Genomic DNA, 16,136 nt, shown 5'->3' with positions numbered 1-16,136 from the left:
CCGGCTCAGGCCAGGAGCGCGGTGAAGCCGCCCTCGCGGGCCAGCGACTCCAGTTCGCCGAGGGCGGCCACCGCCGCGCCGGCCGCCGCCGGATCGCGCTGCGCCAGGCCGCTCGCCGCGAACTCGTCCTCGTCCAGGCGGCGTACGTCCGTGCCGTCGGCGCAGCGCCACAGGTCCAGGTCCAGGTCCTCCACGACCAGTTCCGTGCCCGTGAGCACGGCGGGACGGGTGATGTCGCAGTACCAGCCCTTCAGCCGCCCGCCGCCGTCACGGACCTCCTTCACCGCGTACCACCGGTCCCGCCAGTAGTACTCGGTGAAGACGTCGCCCGGCTCGAAGCGCACGAAGCCGAAGTCGCGTACGCCCGCGCCCGCCCAGGGCGCGCGCACCACGATCCGCACGCCGTCGTCCGCGACGGGCACGGCCGCGTAACGGATCTTCGTCCGGCCGCCCTTGACGAGGACGACGTCCACCGTGCCGGGCGGTTCAGGCGAGTTCGCGGACATACCGCACCTCCGTCGCGCAGACCTCGTACCCGAACCACTTGTTGATCGCGATCATCGGCCCGTTGCCGGTGTCGTTTCCGGTGAACGCCTCCGTGATGCCGGCCGCGCGGGCGCGGTGCAGCGAGTCGTTCTTGGCGAGCTTGGCCAGGCCCCGGCCGCGGAAGGCGCGGGCGGTGCCGGTCATGCCGGTGCTGTAGCGGGTGCCGCCGTCCGTGTAGGCCAGGGTGAACGCCGCCGGACGGCCCTCGACCACGGCGACGGACGTCAGCTCGCGGCTCAGCAGCGGGTTCCGCCAGGTCTCCTCCAGCCAGGCCTCGTAGTCCGTCAGCTCCGCGGCCACGTCGCTCGGTTCGTCGGCCACCGTCTCCGCGTCCAGATCGAACAGCGGACGCGGGTCATCGGCGTAGTCCGACCCCCGGCGCAGCTCCACTCCGGGCGGCGGGTCCTGGAGCGGCGGGAGGTGCCCCGCCGCCAGGCCGAGACGGAGGAAGTGGGCGGAGCGGCTGCTGCGGTAGCCGTGCCGCTCGGCGAAGGCGCGGTTGCCGGGCGCGTCCAGCACCCAGGAGTGCAGCCGTACGGCGCCGTGGGCGGCCAGGTACTCCTCGGCGGTGCGCACGAGCAGGGTGCCCGCGCCGCGTCCGGTGTGCTCGGGGTGCACGTACACGTTGATGTTGCCCTGGCCGGGCTCCGGGCTCTCGTGGGCGAGGTGCACCTGCGCCGTGCCGATCACCTCGCCGTCCGCCACGGCTATCAGCGGACGGTAGTGGGCGTCGGGGTGCATGCGGGTGAGGGTGTGGGTGAGGGACTCGGGGGTGAACAGGACGAAGGGCAGCGCCAGCCGGCGCACGCGGGCGAAGCCCTCCAGGTCGGCGGGGGCGTCGGGGCGCAGGTCACGGACGATCACGGTCATGGGCGCGCACGCTACGGGGCGGCCCGGGCCGCCCGCCTCCCATTTTCCGCCGGCCGCCCCGGCACCCGACCGGTCCGCCGCTCAGTGCGCCGGTGCGCGACAATCGCCCCGTGACCTTGAGGATCCATGTCGACGACGGCGCACCGCCCTACGAGCAGGTGCGGGCCCAGATCTCCGAACAGGCGCGGTCGGGGGCGCTGCCGGTGGGATACCGGCTGCCGACGGTGCGCGGGCTGGCCGAGACGCTCGGACTCGCGGCGAACACGGTCGCCAAGGCGTACCGCGCGCTGGAGGCGGACGGGGTGATCGAGACGCGGGGGCGCAACGGCACGTTCGTGGCCGCCGCGGACTCGGCCGCGGCCCGCGAGGCGGCCGCCGCCGCCCAGGCCTACGCGGATCGGGTGCGGCGGCTGGGCCTGGACGAGGACACGGCGCACGCGGCCGTACGGGACGCCCTGCGGGCGGCGTACGGGAACTAGGCCCGCCCGCCGGAGTCCGGGAAGCAGGAAGCAGGACGCCTCGACCGGCCGGAGGCCGGGAAGCAGGCCCCGGCCGCCGGGGTCCGGGCAGCGGGCCCTGCCGCCGGCCGGCGTGCCCCGTCAGACGTGCGCGCCCCCCGTCGACGTGCGCGTCCGTCAGGGGTGCCGCGCGGGCATCCGCTCCGGCGTGCGTGTCACCGTCAGGCCCGCGCGCCGGGCCACGTGCGCGAACACCACCGCGTCCCGCACCGCCGCTCCTGTCGGGTCGTTGTTGAAGTACGCGTACACGTCGGCGTCCCGGCCGGCCGGCCAGGCCGTGGCGACGCGGTCCGCCCAGCTCTCCAGGGACCTGCGGCCGTAGTGCGGCCACTGCCGGGCGCGGCCCTGGTGGAAACGGACGTAGCCCCACCCGGCCGTCACCCACAGCGGGGTGACCGGGCGGCCGAGGACGTCGGCCCAGCACAGGGCGGCGCCCCGCAGCTCCAGCACCGTCCGTACCGGCGGCGTCCACCACGACTCGTGCCGCGGCTCCACCGCCACCCGGGTGCCCGGCGGGAAGCACGCGAGGCAGGCGTCCAGCAGGCCGGGATCGGCGCGCAGCGTGGGCGGCAGCTGGAGCAGCACCGGACCGAGCCGGTCGCCGAGGCCCGAGGCGTGGGCCATCAGACGGTGCACCGGCTCCTCGGGGTCCTTGAGGCGCTTGACGTGGGTCAGGAAGCGGCTCGCCTTGACCGCGACGACGAAGCCGGGCGGCAGCCGCTCCCGCCACGCCTCGAAGGTCTCCCGCGACGGCAGCCGGTAGAAGGCGTTGTTGACCTCCACCGTGGCGAACGCGGCGGCGTACTCCTCCAGCCACCGGCGCACCGGGCACCCCTGCGGGTACAGCACGCCCCGCCAGTCCTTGTACTGCCACCCCGACGTCCCGACGAACAGGGTCATACGCCCATGAAAACACCCCGGGTCACGTGGCACAGGCCAAGGGCCGCCGGCCGGGCGCCGGCGTCCTACAGGTACAGACCCGCGTCGGCGCCCTCCCGCGGCTCCGGCAGCGCGGTCGGGGAGGTGCCCCGGCGCAGCGCGTACAGCTCGGCCAGGGTCGCCCCCTCGCGGCCCACGCCCTCCTCCGTACCCAGCCAGTCCACCGCCTCCCGGCGGGTCAGCCGGCCCACCTCGATGCGGGCCAGGCAGCGGCCCGGCCGGACCACGGCGGGGTGCAGCCGCTCCAGGTCCTCGTTGGTCGTCACCCCGACCAGCACGTTGCGGCCCTGGCCGAGCAGGCCGTCCGTGAGGTTCAGCAGGCGCGAGAGAGCCTGGCCCGCCGTGTGCTTGGCCTCGCCGCGGATCAGTTCGTCGCAGTCCTCCAGCAGGAGCAGCCGCCAGCGGCCCCTGCCCGCCGAGTCCTCCTCACCGATGGCGATGTCCATCAGGTAACCGACGTCCGAGAACAGCCGCTCGGGGTCGAGGACGCAGTCCACCTGGCACCAGTCCCGCCAGGAGCGGGCCAGCGTCCGCAGCGCCGAGGTCTTGCCGGTGCCCGGCGGCCCGTGCAGCAGCAGGAGGCGGCCCGCGATGTCCTGGGGGCCGGTCTTCATCAGGCGGTCCATCGCGTCCGCGACCGGCGCCGTGTAGTTGGCCCGGACCTCGTCCCAGGTGCCCGCGGCGATCTGCCGGGTGGTGCGGTGCGGGCCGCGCCGCGGGGAGACGTACCAGAAGCCCATCGTCACGTTCTCCGGCTGCGGCTCGGGTTCGTCCGCCGCGCCGTCCGTGGCCTGGTCCAGGATCCGCTGGGCCAGGTCGGCGTCGGTCGCGGTGACCGTGACGTCCGCCCCGCGGTTCCAGCGGGAGACCAGCAGGGTCCATCCGTCGCCCTCGGCGAGGGTGGCGCTGCGGTCGTCGTCGCGGGCCACCCGCAGCACCCGGGCGCCGTCCGGGAGCAGCGTGGCGCCCGACCGGACCCGTTCGATGTTGACCGCGTGCGAGAACGGCTGCTCGCCCGTCGCGAAGCGGCCGAGGAACAGCGCGTCGACGACGTCGGACGGCGAGTCGGAGTCGTCGACGTTGAGCCGGATCGGCAGAGCGTCGTGTGGGTTCGCAGACATGCCGCCATGATCTGTCACCGGACCGCCCCGCGCACCCCGTTTCCCGGCCGTACGTCGCGTGTCGGCCGCTTCGCCCGGCCGTACGTCGCGTGCCGGCCGCTCGCCCGGCCGAACGCGCCCGGGCCCCGCCCGGACCGCCGCTGCCGCTGGCCCGCATCGCGCGGTTCCCGCACCGGAGCACGCCGGGCCCTGCGCCCCGGCCGCGTCCGGTGACGCGTACTCAGCCGCCCCGGCGGCCGGACGGGTTCCCGCGCCGCCGGGCAGTCGTCGTCCTCCTTGCGGCCCCGGCCGAGACCGAGGAGGGAGATGCCGTCCACGGCGGCTGCCTCGGCCGGCGGGCAGGGCCCCCGCGAACAGGCCGGACCCGGTGCCGAACAGACGGGTCACCAGATGGGCGGGCCACGCCTGCGCGAACGGCCGCCGCGCCCGGTCCGCCGGTGCGGCGCCGGATCGCAGTCCGTCAGGGAGGGCTCCGGCAGGGCCGGTCCGCGTTCGGCGGGGACGTATCTCACCGGACCCGCGTCACGGCCCGGCCGCCGCCGCTCCCCGGCGCGCGGCCGTGCGGGCGGTGGCCGTCAACGCGGCGGAGCCGCCGTACGGGTTCTTGTCATCCCCTGACGAGGTGTCGGAGAAGGACCCCGGCCGTGCGCCGGGTGCGCCCCTGTGCCCCCTGAATTCCCGGGAGTTCACCAACTTCTTTGGCATGGACACTTCCAGTTGACGCGCGTAGCTGCTACCACGGATGCGGCAGAGAAGCTGCTAAAGGGAGATTCCATGAGACGTTCCCGAATTGCCGCACGCGTCGGCTCACTTCTGCTCACCGTCGGTCTCGTCCTCACCGGGACGGCCGCGGCGCAGGCAGCGCAGCCGGCCGCCACCGGGGGCTATGTGGCCCTCGGCGACTCCTACTCCTCCGGGGTGGGCGCCGGCAGCTACATCAGCTCCAGCGGCGACTGCGACCGCAGCACCAAGGCGTACCCCTACCTCTGGAACGCCGCCCACGCCCCGTCGTCGTTCGCCTTCACCGCCTGCTCGGGCGCAAGGACCGACGACGTCCTCGCCAACCAGCTCGGCCCGCTCAACTCCGGTACGTCCCTCGTCTCGATCACCATCGGCGGCAACGACGCCGGGTTCTCCGACGTCATGACGACCTGTGTGCTCCAGTCCGACAGCACCTGCCTCTCCCGCATCGCCACCGCCAAGGCCTACGTCGACTCGACGCTGCCCGGCAAGCTCGACAACCTCTACTCGGTGATCCGGGGCAAGGCGCCCTCCGCTCACGTCGTCGTGATCGGCTACCCCCGCTTCTACCTGCTCGGCCAGACCTGCCTCGGCCTGTCGGAGGCCAAGCGGTCGGCCATCAACGGCGCGGCCGACTACATCGACGCGGCCATCGCCAAGGTCGCCGCGAACCACGGCTTCACCTTCGGCGACGTCCGCACCACCTTCAGCGGCCACGAGATCTGCTCCGGCAACTCCTGGCTGCACAGCGTCAACTGGCTCGACATCGGCGAGTCCTACCACCCGACGGCGGCCGGCCACTCGAGCGGCTACCTGCCGGTGCTCAACAGCGCCGCCTGACACCGGCCGCCCGGCCGACCGCCCCACCGCCCGTCCGAACCGCCCCACCGCCCGGCGCCGCACCGGCGCCGCGACGTGAGATCGCCCACGTCTGCGGCGGTGCGGAGAACGACGCGACGCCCGCCTCCCCGTCCGGGGGGCGGGCGTCCGTGCTGCCGGGGACACGCCCTCGGCGGACCGCGCTCCCACCGCGGCGCCGCATCACTCGCCGTGACCGCGCGGCGGTGCCCGCGGGCGCCGCGGCCCGCCTGCCAGCCGTTGTCCAACTCGCCGCGGAATCGGGCGCCTTCGGAGAGTAGTCGTCAACCCCCTTGCGCAGAAGGTGAATCCTGCGACCGTGATACACGCATGCCCGTGCGGGGCGATAGGGTTACCCTGCCCGGGCCGGGTGGACTCGTACGGGTGGGGAGTGACATGGAGCAGATAACAGTGCGCAGCAGGGCGAGGGTCCCTGCGATCACCTGCGGAAGCAGCGCGACCAGCTCGCGCCTCGACCGCCATCTCGCGGTGCTGGGCGGTCCTGCCGTCCCGCAGCGAGAGGCTGCCGAGGCGACGTTGCTGATGCGTGAACTCACCGCGCGTGGCGCGCACGACCGCACGGGCAGGGGTGCGCGGATGCGCCGGGTGTCGCTGTTCGCGCCGCTGCGCCGGCTGCGCCGCTCGCTGTTCGGCGGGCACTAGCGGCACCGCCGTCCCCGGCCTCTCCGGCACCTCCGGAGGGCGCCGTGGACGTTCCTGGACCTGCGTCCGCTCGGGGCACGGGTCCGGGACCGGGTCACCACACCGCCCCGTACCGCGCCGCGGTCCCGTCGTCCGCCATCCCCACGGCCCGCGGCGCCCGTTCGGCGTGCCACCGCCGGCGTCCGGACCGGCCTTCGGGCCGGCGCTCGGACCGGCCCCGGCCCACCGGCCCGCCGGGGTCCGCCCTCCACCCCCTCCGTCAGCCCCCGGCGCGCGCGTACCGCCGTACCGCCAGGGGTGCGCACACGGCGAGCAGTACCGCGCACCAGGCCAGCGTCCCGGCGACCGGGTGGGCCGTCGGCCAGGCGGCGTGCCGGGGCACCGCGGCATTCCCGAAGAGGTCGCGCAGGGCCGTGGTCACCGCGCTGATCGGGTTCCACTCGGCCAGGGTGCGCAGCCAGGGGGTCAGATTGCCGGTGGGGATGTAGGCGTTGGACAGCAGCGGCAGGACGAAGGTCGAGGCGCCGAGCTGGCCGGCCGCCTCCTCGCTCCGCGTGAGCAGCCCCAGCAGGATCCCCACCCACGTGCACGCGAACCGGAAGAGCAGCAGCAGTCCCACGGCGCCCGCCGCCCGCGCCGCGCCGCCCTCGATCCGCCAGCCCACGGCCAGTCCGACCAGCAGCAGCGGCACCGTGCCCGCCGCGGTGACGACGAGGTCGGCCACCGCCTGCCCGAGCGGCACGGCCGCCCGGCTCACCGGCATGGCGCGGAACCGGTCCGTCACCCCCCGGTGGGTGTCCTGCGCGGCCTGGAACATCCCCGTCATGATCCCGCCGGCCGCCGTCGCCGCCAGGAGCCCCGGCACGAGGAAGGCACGGTACTCCCGGCCGGGCATCGCCAGCGCGCTGCCGAAGACGTAGCCGAAGAACAGCAGCATGTTGATGGGCATGACCTGGGTGAGGACCGCCAGGCCCGGGTTGTTGCGGACCCGGCGCAGCTGCCGGCCCACCATGGCCGTGCCGTCGTACGTGAGCGTGCTCATGCCGCGATCTCCTCGCTGTCGTGGGCGGCTCCGGTCAGCCGGAGGAAGACGTCGTCCAGGGTGGGCGGCCGCAGGCTCGCGTCGAGCAGCGGCACTCCCGCCGCGTCCAGTTCGCGCACCAGGCGGGGCAGCGTGAGGGTCGGGTCGGTGGCGACCGCGCCGACGGCGCCCCGCTCGTGGTCGAACACCGGCTCGGTGCCGGTGAGCCGGTCCAGGACGGCCGCCGCCCGCGTCATCTCGTCCGGGTGGGCGACGACGACCTCGGCGTGCGTGCCGATCAGGGCCTTGAGCTGGGCCGGTGATCCGGTCTGCGTGATGCGGCCCCGGTCCACCAGGGCGATGTCGTCGGCCAGCCGGTCGGCCTCCTCCAGGTACTGGGTGGTCAGCACCACCGTCGTGCCCTGCTGCTTCAGCTCGCGCACGGCGTCCCAGATGCGGTTGCGGCTGGCCGGGTCGAGGCCGGTGGTCGGCTCGTCCAGGAACAGGACGGCGGGCGGACGCAGCAGGCTGGCCGCGAGGTCGAGGCGGCGGCGCATCCCGCCCGAGTAGGTCGACGCGGTCCGGTCGGCGGCCTCCGTGAGACCGAACCGCTCCAGCAGTTCGCTCGTGCGCGCCGCCGCGCCGGCGACGCGGTGCAGCCGGGCGAACAGCCGCAGGTTCTGCCGCCCGGTGAGATCCGCGTCCACGGACGTGTCCTGCCCGGTCACCCCGATCCGGCGGCGCACGGCGGCCGGGTCGCGCACCAGGTCGCACCCGGCCACCCGGGCCGAGCCGGCGTCCGGCCGCAGCAGCGTGGTCAGCAGTCGCACGGCCGTCGTCTTGCCGGCGCCGTTCGGCCCGAGCACACCGCAGACCGTGCCCTCGGCCACCGCCAGGTCCAGGCCGCGCACGGCACGGACGTCCCCGAAACGCTTCTCCAGACCTTCACTAAGTACAGCGTACGTAGTTGTCATGCGTCGACCATAGCGCACTACGTACGGTGTACGTAACTAGGATGAGGGGGCGAGGTGATGATCCATGGCTGGCCGACCGGCCCGACCCGAAGTGATCTGGTCCCGCCCCGAACGGGCGGGACGGGGACCGCGGCCTGCCTACACCCGCGCCGACATCGCGGCGGCGGCGGTACGGCTGGCCGACGCGGGCGGTCTGGACGCGGTCTCGATGCGGCACGTCGCCGCCGAACTGGGCTGCGGCACCATGTCGCTGTACAACTACGTCCCCCGCAAGGAGGACCTGTACGAGCTGATGGTGGACGCCGTCAGCGGCGAGCACGAGCTGTGGGAGCCCAGCGGCGACTGGCGCGCCGACATGCTCCGCGTGGGCCACCAGTCCCGGGACCTCATGCGCCGCCACACCTGGCTGCCGCGCCTGATGTCGGGCGTCTACGGCTTCAGCCCCAACGTCCTGCGCTACCTGGAGCACTGCCTGGGCTGCCTGGACCCGCTGGAGGCGTCCTACGGCACCAAGATGGAGCTGATCGCCATGGTCAACGCCGTGGTGACCATGTACGTCTCCAACGAGCTGGCCGTCGCCGAACGCACCCGCTCCCTGCCCTGGTCCGAGGAGCAGGAGACGGCGGTTCGGATCGCCTACCTGGGCAGCCAGATCGCCACCGGCGCCTATCCGAGGCTGGCGGCCTCCTTCACGCAGGACGCCGGGCCCATCGACCTGGAGGCGGTGTTCGAACGGGCGCTGGGGCGCGTCCTGGACGGCTTCGCGCCGCGCGGCTGAGGCACGCGCCGCCGACGCGCCGCGCGGCTGAGGCACGCGCGGCGGACGCGCGGCGGACGCGCGCGGAAGGTGTGAAGGCGCGGGAGACGTGCAGGCGTCCAAGGCGCCGGGGGCACCGGCCGGCCCGGTCCGGAGGCGGTCCGTGAGGCGGTCCGCGTCGCCCGCCCCGCGGGGCCGGCCGTCAGATCAGGGTGAACTGGCCCCCGGGACCCTCTTCCGCGAGGCCGAGGACCGAGGCCGGCCGGCGGGCCGCCTCCGGGACCGGCAGCACCCCCGCCGCCCGCAGATCGGCGGCCGTGACGGCGTCCCCCGCCTCCGGCGCCGCCGCCTCCCCGCCGGCCCGCACTTCGCCCAGCAGCGCCAGTACGGTGATGAGTTCCAGCAGCTCCGAGGTCCACGTCTGCGGCCAGGCGGCCGGACGGAGCGCCGACAGGGTGCCCGGTTCGCCCTCCGCCGTGCGGGCCGTGAACCACTGCTCCAGGACCCGTACCGAGCCGACCGTGAAGTCCCAGGCCGCCGCGGGCACGGGCGAGATGCGGCCCCCGTCGAGGTGGAGGGTCTCCTCGTCCCGGTCGTAGCGGAGGGCGAGCGGGCGGGCCGGCAGGGGCGCGCGGACGTAGGGGCGGCGCCCGCCGGGCAGCCTGGGCCGCTCACCGTCGCGGCGCATCAGCCACAGCGCCCTGCGCCCCGCCTCGACGCCCCGCGCCCACCGCCCGGCGTCCGCGGTGAGCGGGACGGCGAGGCCGTCCGGGCCCGGCCGGGCCGCCGCCAGCGCCCAGGCGAGCACGTCGACCGGGTCGGGCCGGTGCCCGAGACGGGCCGCCAGGTACTCCGGCAGACCGGGCGCCAGGTTCGGCTCCCGCGCCCCCGGGCGGCGGTACAGCGGGCGGATCCGGCCCGGCCGCGGGAACGGCGGCAGCGACGTCGCCAGCAGCGCCGGCTCCCCGGCGCCCGCGGCCGCGCCCGTCTCCACCGCGAAGATCTGCCGTTCGTCCGCCACCCGCCACAGCTCGGGCCGGGCCGCGTCGATCAGCCGGTTGTCCGGCAGGAGCCACTGCTCGTCGAAGGGGGCCATCAGCACCCGGACCGGCTCCGGACACGGTCCCGAGGCCCGTACCAGCGGCTCCGTGCCGCCGGACCGGCCGGGCAGCTGCCCCACCGCGGTGTACGGCGTGCGCGAGCGGGTCGGCTCGAACAGGGTCTCCCGGTCGGCCCCCGCCGCCTTCAGCAGGGCGTCCCAGCGGGCCTTGAGACTCGCCGGGTCCGGGGCCGCGGGCCATGCCCGGCCCAGCCGCGGCGGTGCGACGGACCACGGCATGAGGTCCGCCAGCAGCGGGGCGTCGTCGTGCGTCACGCCGGGCATCGTACGACGCGGCGACGGCGGCCAGGTCACGTTGCGTCGAGCGTGACCGTGAAGGAGAAACGGTCCCCGCGGTAGTGGATGACCACCACGTCCAGCGGCCTGCCCGCACCGTCGTAGGTGATCCCCGTGTAGTGCAGGATCGGGCTGAGCAGCGGCACTTCCAGCAGCCGCGCCGTCTCCGGGTCGGCCAGCCGCGCCTGCACGGTGTCCGTGATCCGGCTGATGTCGGCGCCCACCACGTCCCGCAGCACCTTGGTCATCGGCCAGCGCACCAGGTCCTGCGGCGCTATGCGCTCGGCCAGCTCCGGACGGACGTAGTTGCGGGCGTGGTTGGTGGGCTCGCCCGTCTTCTCGTCGCTGCGCAGCCGGTGGTAGGCCGCCACCTCCTCCAGGTCCGGGAAGAACTCGGCGAGTTCGCCGGTCACCGGCGCCGGGCCGTGCTCCAGCAGCTCGGTCGTCATGCCGGACTGCTGGGCCACGATCGCGTCCACCGAGCCGAGCAGCCGCACCGGGGCGCCCCGGTGGGCGGCCGGCGCGATGAACGTGCCGCGCCGCCGGTGCCGGGTGATCAGCCCCTCGTCCTCCAGCTCCTTCAGCGCCTGCCGCATGGTCAGCACGCTCACGCCGTAGTGCCCGGCCAGCTGTTCCTCGGTGGGCAGGCGCAGCGGGTCCCGGGGTGAGCGGCCGAGGATGGAGGCGCGCAGCGACTGGGACACCTGGTACCACAGCGGCAGCTTGCGGTTCAGGACGATCGAATCCGGAGCAAAGGAGGTCACGGCCTATCCGTACCGGTCGGGCCCGCTCAGTGCAACGGCCTGAAGTGCTTCTCCAGGCCCTGCCAGACGTCGTCGTAGCGCTGCTGGAGGTGGTCCGCCCGGGCCGCGTGCGGGGTGAGCGTGACGGGCCAGCGCGTCTCGAACATGAACGCCAGCCCGTCGTCGATCTTCTGCGGCGCCAGCTCGGCCGTGCTCGCCCGCTCGAAGGTCTCCCGGTCCGGCCCGTGCGCCGACATCATGTTGTGCAGCGAGCCGCCGCCCGGCACGAAACCCTCCGCCTTGGCGTCGTAGGCGCCCTCGATCAGGCCCATGTACTCGCTCATCACGTTCCGGTGGAAGTACGGCGGCCGGAAGGTGTCCTCGCCCACCAGCCAGCGCGGCGCGAAGACGACGAAGTCCACGCCGGCCAGGCCCGGGGTGTCGCTCGGCGAGGTCAGCACCGTGAAGACCGACGGGTCCGGGTGGTCGTAGGAGATCGTCCCGATGACGTTGAAGCGGCGCAGGTCGTAGACGTACGGCACATGGTTGCCGTGCCAGGCGACGACGTCGAGCGGGGAGTGGTCGTAGGTGGCCGACCAGAGGTTGCCGCAGAACTTGTTCACCACCTCCACCGGACCGTCCACGTCCTCGTAGGCGGCGACCGGCGCGCGGAAGTCCCGGGCGTTGGCGAGGCCGTTGGCGCCGATCGGGCCGAGGTCGGGGAGGCGGAAGGGGGCGCCGTAGTTCTCGCAGACGTAGCCGCGGGCGCTCGCGTCCAGCAGCTCCACGCGGAAGCGCACCCCGCGCGGGATCAGCGCCACATGGCCCGGCTCGGCGTGCAGCAGGCCGAACTCCGTGCGCAGCAGCAGGCCGCCGCGCTCCGGCACGATCAGCAGCTCGCCGTCCGCGTCGCTGAAGACGCGCTCCATCGAGGAGTTGGCGTGATACAGGTGCACCGCCATGCCGGTGCGCTGGGCGACGTCGCCGTTGCCGCCGAGGGTCCACAGGCCCGCGAGGAAGTCCGTGCCCCGCCCCGGCTCCGGCAGCGGGTTCCAGCGCAGCCGGTTCGGGTCGGGCACCGTCTGCGTGAAGGGCGCCGTGCGCAGCGTGCCGTTGCCGGTGCGGGCGAACGCCGGGTGGGCCGCCGAGGGGCGGATGCGGTACAGCCACGAGCGGCGGTTGTGCGCCCTGGGCTCGGTGAACGCGGTACCGCTGAGCTGCTCCGCGTACAGCCCGAGGGGGGCGCGCTGGGGCGAGTTGCGGCCCTCGGGCAGCGCGCCCGCAATGGCCTGCGAGCTGTGCTCGTTGCCGAATCCGGAGAGGTACTCCAGTGCCTCGGCGGTCTTGCGTGCGTCCCCGCTCATGATCGCTCCCTTGCAACCCGATTCCTATGGGTCACCGTAGGATTGCGTTTTCGCGCGCGCAAGAGGGCCACGGGCCCTCCTCGCGGCGGACGGCCGGAACCCGACCTGAGAGGGATCCGGCCGTCGGACCGCTGTTCTACTCTCCGGTGCATGACGTCGTGGACGCGCCGGCCTCTCGCCGCGCTCGCGGTCTGTGCCCTGCTGCTCGCCGGATCGGCGGGGTGCGGCGCGGGCGGCGCGCGGGGGAGCGGGGAAGGGAAATCGGCGGGCCCGGTGGGCAGGATCACCGGCCACACCGACGAGGAGGGGCGGGCCTTCCGCGAGGTGGACAGGAAGGACGCACCGGAGATCGGCGTCGAGGTGCGGCCGGACGCCGCCGGCAGCTGGGACGTGCGGCTGACCGTCCGCCGCTTCCGCTTCTCCCCGGCCGGCACCGCGGCGCGCCCCGCCGCCGGGCGCGGCCTCGCCCGGCTGCTGGTCGACGGCCGCCCCGTGGGCCGTCTGCGCACCCCCGAGTACCGCCTCTCCGCCCGCCTGGTCCCCCGCGGCACCCACCACGTCACGGCCCGGCTGTACGCCGACGACGACACGGTGTGGGCGGTGTCCGGCAAGCCGGTGCAGAGCACGGCGGACATCACGGCGGCCGACCCGCACGCCACGGCGGCCGACCCGCACGCCACGGCGGCCGACCCGCACGCCACGGCGGTCGACCCGTACGCCACGGAGGGCGCGAGGCCGGGGGAAGGCGCGAGGCCCGGGAGTGGCGCCGTGCCGGGAGGTGGAGCGACGTTCGGGGGCGGGGCGACGCGGGCGGGTGGAACGACGTCCGCAGGGGGTGAGGCGGCAACGGCGGGTGGAGCGTCCGCGGCGGGCGGCGGTGCGGTGGCGGAGGTGGGCGTGGAGCGTGCCGTTCGCGCGCCGGGGGCACCGGCGGTCCTGGCGCGTGCATCCGGGAGCGCTTCACCCGGATGCCGCGGACGGGCATGATGAGGCCCGTGCCCCATGCGACCCCGCTCCGCCGCGCACCCGTGCAGCGGCGCAGCGCCGAACGGCTGACCAGGATCCTCGACGCCTGCGCCGATCTCCTCGACGAGGTCGGTTACGACGCGCTGAGCACGCGCGCCGTCGCCCTGCGCGCCGGCGTGCCCATCGGCTCGGTCTACCGGTTCTTCGGCAACAAGCGCGCGATGGCCGACGCGCTGGCCCACCGCAACCTGGAGCGCTACACCGAACGCGTACGGGAACGGCTGAAGGAGACGGCGGACGGCGGCTGGCGCTCCGCCCTGGACGCCGTGCTCGACGAGTACCTGGCGATGAAGCGCACCGCCCCCGGGTTCTCGCTCGTCGACTTCGGCAACCAGATACCGCTCGGCGCCCGTCACGCCGAGCCCAACCACCGCCTCGCCGACCTCCTCACCCAGCTGCTGGCCGGCCACCTGCGCCAGGAACCCGGCGACGATCTGCGCCGCACGTTCCTGATAGCCGTCGAGACCGCCGACACCCTCGTCCAGCTCGCCTTCCGGGTCGAACCCGATGGCGACGAGAAGATCATCGGCGAGATGCGGGAGCTGCTGCGGGCGTACCTGGGCCGGGTGCTGGACTGAGCGGACCCCGTGTGCCGTGGCCGGGCACGTGCCGTACACCGCCCCTGTGTCGCGCGCCGGACGCGTGCCCTGCACCTGGCATGCGCTGCGCGCCGAACCTGCGCAGCACACCGGCGTGCGCTCCTGCGCTGTACGCCGCCCGTGCGCCGCGCACGGTGGCCGCGCGCCGTGAACGCCGGGCGTGTGCCACGTACGGCGGGTGTGTCCGGCGCTCCGTTGCGCCGGACGGATGACAGTGGGCGGCGCGTCGGGGCGAGGTGCGGTGAACCCGGTGGGTGATGTGAAAGAGAGTCAGGTGAAAGAGCGATTTGTATGAAAATCGTCTGACTCGGAGGAACGCGCATGCCCACCCTGACACTCCCACGCACCCTCGGCTCCCGCGTCCGTGCCGCCGCGGCCCTGACGGCCCTGACCGCGGCGGGTGCCACGTGGCTGGCAGCGCCCGTCGCCGTGGCCCAGGGGGAAGCCGGCGACATCAAGATCCACCGGGTGGGCGTGCCCTTCGGCGTCTCCAAGGACGACCCGGTGGTCTGCCGGTTCTACCTGGACGCCGTCAACTTCGACGTCCTGCCGACCATCGGCTACACCATCCAGGCCATGCCCCCGCTGCCCACCAGCGCCACCGTGACCGGCACCATCGCGCTGGCCGCCGGTGCCGGACACACCGACCCGCTCGGGCTGGCCGACGGGCAGTACAAGCTCATGTGGACCGTCGCGGGCGTCCCCAAGGAGAAGATCTTCCACGTCAACTGCCGTGAGGACAGCGGGCGTAAGGAAGGCGCGCAGGGACCCGGAGGTCAGATTGAGGACCACGACCGGGACGGCAACGACCAGCACGGCGGACCGGCGGCCAGGGACCCGCAGGGCCCCAAGGGCGGCGTGCACGCGGGCGGCGGCGGCCTGGCCTCGGCCGCCGCGTTCACCCCGGTGGCCGGGGCCGCGGCCGTCGGTCTCGTCGTCGTCGGCGGGGTCGCGTACCTCCGGCTGAACCGCCGGCGCACCGATGGTGCCGCGTAGGCGCGGACGCAGGCCCTGGCGGCGAAGGCGCGCCTACCGGCTCGCCAGGACGGCCGTGCTGACGGCCGTCCTGGTGACGGTGGGGATGCGGTGCGAGGGGCACCGCGACCACGGCGCGCCGCAGCGGGCGGCCGGACCTCGCGCCGCCGCCACGGCCACCGCGGGGACGGACGGGGCACAGGGGGCGGAGGGCGACGGTCCGGACGGCGGAGGTTCCGGCGGCGTGGACGGAGAGCGGTCCGGCCCCCGGGACGGTACGGCCCCCGCCGCACCCCCGCCCCGGCCGCTGCCCCGCTCCCCGGCGGTCTCCCTGCGCATCCCCTCCCTCGGCATCGACGCACCCGTCACCGGGATCGGCCTGGACGCCGACCGGCAGCTCCAGACGCCGCCGGTCGACAAGCCCAAGCTGGTCGGCTGGTACCGGGGCGGCCCCACGCCGGGGGAGACCGGCACCGCCCTCGCGGTCGGGCACCGCGACACCAGGACCGGGCCCGCCGTCTTCGCCGCCCTCGGTCAGCTCCCGCCGGGCCGCCGCATCGAGGTGCGGCGCGCGGACGGCCGTACCGCCGTCTACACCGTGGACAAGGTACGGGTCTTCGACAAGGCCCGCTTCCCCGACAAGGAGGTGTACGGACCCGCCCGCAGACCCGAACTGCACGTCATCACCTGCGGCGGCCTCTACACCCGGCGGACCGGCTACTCCAGCAACGTGGTCGTGTTCGCCCACCTGACGTCGACGAAGTGAACCGCACCCGGGGCAGGGCACCGGCTCCAGCGGCCCGCCCCGCCCCGGGCCCCCTCCGAACCCCGCCCCGCCCCCGCCCGGGGCCCCTGGCCGTCCGGTCCGATCCCGCACCCGGGGCAGGGCGCCGGCCCCAGCGGGCCTCCCTGCCCCGGGGGCCCTCCGTCCCGTGCCCCGGCTCTCGGGTCGGTGCCCGCCCTGTCTCTTATACACATCTGACGCTGCCGACGACTCCTTACGTGTAGATCTCGGTGGTCGCCGT

The 16,136-nt window shown here is 74.7% G+C and carries 17 protein-coding genes; 8 read left to right on the top strand and 9 right to left on the bottom strand.

All coding sequences use genetic code 11. The annotated features are described in order from the left end of the window. Positions 1 to 5: 5 nt before the first annotated feature. Together IG64_RS26010 and IG64_RS26005 are read right to left on the bottom strand one after the other, a co-directional pair. Positions 6 to 506 (bottom strand): DUF402 domain-containing protein, encoded by a 501-nt coding sequence (locus IG64_RS26010; RefSeq protein WP_037860567.1) that lies wholly within the window; start codon positions 504 to 506, stop codon positions 6 to 8. Next, complete coding sequence (locus tag IG64_RS26005) at positions 487 to 1,416, bottom strand: GNAT family N-acetyltransferase (RefSeq protein ID WP_037860564.1); 930 nt, start codon at positions 1,414 to 1,416, stop codon at positions 487 to 489. Before IG64_RS26005 ends, IG64_RS26010 begins: the two co-directional genes overlap by 20 nt. Before the next feature lie 110 nt (positions 1,417 to 1,526). On the opposite strand from IG64_RS26005, the gene IG64_RS26000 reads away from it, so the two are divergent. After that, complete coding sequence (locus IG64_RS26000) at positions 1,527 to 1,895, top strand: GntR family transcriptional regulator (protein ID WP_037860562.1); 369 nt, start codon at positions 1,527 to 1,529, stop codon at positions 1,893 to 1,895. 156 nt (positions 1,896 to 2,051) lie between these two features. On the opposite strand, the gene IG64_RS25995 is transcribed toward IG64_RS26000, so the two are convergent. Both IG64_RS25995 and IG64_RS25990 read right to left on the bottom strand, forming a co-directional pair. Continuing rightward, on the bottom strand, positions 2,052 to 2,834 hold the full coding sequence (locus IG64_RS25995) for a DUF72 domain-containing protein (RefSeq protein ID WP_037860559.1): 783 nt from the start codon (positions 2,832 to 2,834) through the stop codon (positions 2,052 to 2,054). Positions 2,835 to 2,899: 65 nt separating this feature from the next. After that, complete coding sequence (locus tag IG64_RS25990) at positions 2,900 to 3,994, bottom strand: DUF5925 domain-containing protein (protein WP_037860557.1); 1,095 nt, start codon at positions 3,992 to 3,994, stop codon at positions 2,900 to 2,902. A 774-nt stretch (positions 3,995 to 4,768) separates the two neighbouring features. Between IG64_RS25990 and IG64_RS25985 the strand changes: the two genes are divergently transcribed. Further along, positions 4,769 to 5,575: an SGNH/GDSL hydrolase family protein gene (locus IG64_RS25985; protein ID WP_037860556.1), complete on the top strand. Its 807-nt coding sequence runs from the start codon at positions 4,769 to 4,771 to the stop codon at positions 5,573 to 5,575. Between the two features lie 414 nt (positions 5,576 to 5,989). Beyond that, positions 5,990 to 6,256 (top strand): hypothetical protein, encoded by a 267-nt coding sequence (locus IG64_RS25980; protein WP_037860555.1) that lies wholly within the window; start codon positions 5,990 to 5,992, stop codon positions 6,254 to 6,256. A 259-nt stretch (positions 6,257 to 6,515) separates the two neighbouring features. Here the strand turns inward: IG64_RS25980 and IG64_RS25975 are convergent, their stop codons facing one another. Continuing rightward, positions 6,516 to 7,298 (bottom strand): ABC transporter permease, encoded by a 783-nt coding sequence (locus IG64_RS25975; protein WP_037860552.1) that lies wholly within the window; start codon positions 7,296 to 7,298, stop codon positions 6,516 to 6,518. After that, entirely contained in the window at positions 7,295 to 8,251 is a 957-nt protein-coding gene (locus IG64_RS25970) for a daunorubicin resistance protein DrrA family ABC transporter ATP-binding protein (RefSeq protein WP_037860550.1), read from the bottom strand. Before IG64_RS25970 ends, IG64_RS25975 begins: the two co-directional genes overlap by 4 nt. 64 nt (positions 8,252 to 8,315) lie before the next feature. On the opposite strand from IG64_RS25970, the gene IG64_RS25965 reads away from it, so the two are divergent. Next, complete coding sequence (locus tag IG64_RS25965) at positions 8,316 to 9,029, top strand: TetR/AcrR family transcriptional regulator (protein WP_037860549.1); 714 nt, start codon at positions 8,316 to 8,318, stop codon at positions 9,027 to 9,029. 181 nt (positions 9,030 to 9,210) lie between these two features. Here IG64_RS25965 and IG64_RS25960 read toward each other — a convergent pair whose 3' ends face one another. Genes IG64_RS25960 through hmgA form a run of 3 tightly spaced genes read right to left on the bottom strand, consistent with a single transcriptional unit; the run spans position 9,211 to position 12,511 of the window. Next, complete coding sequence (locus IG64_RS25960; RefSeq protein ID WP_037860547.1) at positions 9,211 to 10,392, bottom strand: type ISP restriction/modification enzyme; 1,182 nt, start codon at positions 10,390 to 10,392, stop codon at positions 9,211 to 9,213. A gap of 26 nt (positions 10,393 to 10,418) precedes the next feature. Beyond that, positions 10,419 to 11,168 carry a GntR family transcriptional regulator gene (locus tag IG64_RS25955; protein WP_037860546.1) on the bottom strand — a complete coding sequence of 250 codons (750 nt, stop codon included), beginning with the start codon at positions 11,166 to 11,168 and terminating at the stop codon, positions 10,419 to 10,421. A gap of 26 nt (positions 11,169 to 11,194) precedes the next feature. After that, positions 11,195 to 12,511: a homogentisate 1,2-dioxygenase gene (hmgA, locus tag IG64_RS25950; protein ID WP_037860544.1), complete on the bottom strand. Its 1,317-nt coding sequence runs from the start codon at positions 12,509 to 12,511 to the stop codon at positions 11,195 to 11,197. 150 nt (positions 12,512 to 12,661) lie between these two features. On the opposite strand from hmgA, the gene IG64_RS43320 reads away from it, so the two are divergent. The 4 genes from IG64_RS43320 (at position 12,662) to IG64_RS25930 (ending at position 15,877) form a co-directional block, all read left to right on the top strand. Then, a complete protein-coding gene (locus IG64_RS43320; protein WP_420709980.1) occupies positions 12,662 to 13,498 on the top strand; it encodes a hypothetical protein in 837 nt (278 codons plus the stop codon). After that, a complete protein-coding gene (locus IG64_RS25940; protein ID WP_037860672.1) occupies positions 13,498 to 14,115 on the top strand; it encodes a TetR/AcrR family transcriptional regulator in 618 nt (205 codons plus the stop codon). The genes IG64_RS43320 and IG64_RS25940 overlap by 1 nt, the downstream gene beginning before the upstream one ends. Before the next feature lie 342 nt (positions 14,116 to 14,457). After that, positions 14,458 to 15,132, top strand: a complete 675-nt coding sequence (locus IG64_RS25935; protein WP_037860542.1) for a hypothetical protein — start codon at positions 14,458 to 14,460, stop codon at positions 15,130 to 15,132. After that, the gene (locus IG64_RS25930) at positions 15,119 to 15,877 is read left to right on the top strand and encodes a class F sortase (protein WP_037860540.1); all 759 of its coding nucleotides are present in this window, start codon (positions 15,119 to 15,121) and stop codon (positions 15,875 to 15,877) included. The genes IG64_RS25935 and IG64_RS25930 overlap by 14 nt, the downstream gene beginning before the upstream one ends. Positions 15,878 to 16,136: the final 259 nt, after the last annotated feature.

Source organism: Streptomyces sp. NRRL S-340, assembly GCF_000720185.1.
Lineage (GTDB): Bacteria > Actinomycetota > Actinomycetes > Streptomycetales > Streptomycetaceae > Streptomyces.
This window is presented reverse-complemented; position numbering and strand designations above follow the sequence as displayed.

Bases quoted from the DNA above. Each gene is read 5' to 3' on its own strand.
- IG64_RS25995 (WP_037860559.1), bottom strand. From the start codon at position 2,834: ATGACCCTGTTCGTCGGGACGTCGGGGTGGCAGTACAAGGACTGGCGG.
- IG64_RS26005 (WP_037860564.1), bottom strand. From the start codon at position 1,416: ATGACCGTGATCGTCCGTGACCTGCGCCCCGACGCCCCCGCCGACCTG.
- hmgA (WP_037860544.1), bottom strand. From the start codon at position 12,511: ATGAGCGGGGACGCACGCAAGACCGCCGAGGCACTGGAGTACCTCTCC.
- IG64_RS26010 (WP_037860567.1), bottom strand. From the start codon at position 506: ATGTCCGCGAACTCGCCTGAACCGCCCGGCACGGTGGACGTCGTCCTC.
- IG64_RS25985 (WP_037860556.1), top strand. From the start codon at position 4,769: ATGAGACGTTCCCGAATTGCCGCACGCGTCGGCTCACTTCTGCTCACC.
- IG64_RS25975 (WP_037860552.1), bottom strand. From the start codon at position 7,298: ATGAGCACGCTCACGTACGACGGCACGGCCATGGTGGGCCGGCAGCTG.
- IG64_RS25980 (WP_037860555.1), top strand. From the start codon at position 5,990: ATGGAGCAGATAACAGTGCGCAGCAGGGCGAGGGTCCCTGCGATCACC.
- IG64_RS25970 (WP_037860550.1), bottom strand. From the start codon at position 8,251: ATGACAACTACGTACGCTGTACTTAGTGAAGGTCTGGAGAAGCGTTTC.
- IG64_RS25935 (WP_037860542.1), top strand. From the start codon at position 14,458: ATGCCCACCCTGACACTCCCACGCACCCTCGGCTCCCGCGTCCGTGCC.
- IG64_RS43320 (WP_420709980.1), top strand. From the start codon at position 12,662: ATGACGTCGTGGACGCGCCGGCCTCTCGCCGCGCTCGCGGTCTGTGCC.
- IG64_RS25940 (WP_037860672.1), top strand. From the start codon at position 13,498: ATGAGGCCCGTGCCCCATGCGACCCCGCTCCGCCGCGCACCCGTGCAG.
- IG64_RS25965 (WP_037860549.1), top strand. From the start codon at position 8,316: ATGGCTGGCCGACCGGCCCGACCCGAAGTGATCTGGTCCCGCCCCGAA.
- IG64_RS25990 (WP_037860557.1), bottom strand. From the start codon at position 3,994: ATGTCTGCGAACCCACACGACGCTCTGCCGATCCGGCTCAACGTCGAC.
- IG64_RS25960 (WP_037860547.1), bottom strand. From the start codon at position 10,392: ATGCCCGGCGTGACGCACGACGACGCCCCGCTGCTGGCGGACCTCATG.
- IG64_RS25930 (WP_037860540.1), top strand. From the start codon at position 15,119: ATGGTGCCGCGTAGGCGCGGACGCAGGCCCTGGCGGCGAAGGCGCGCC.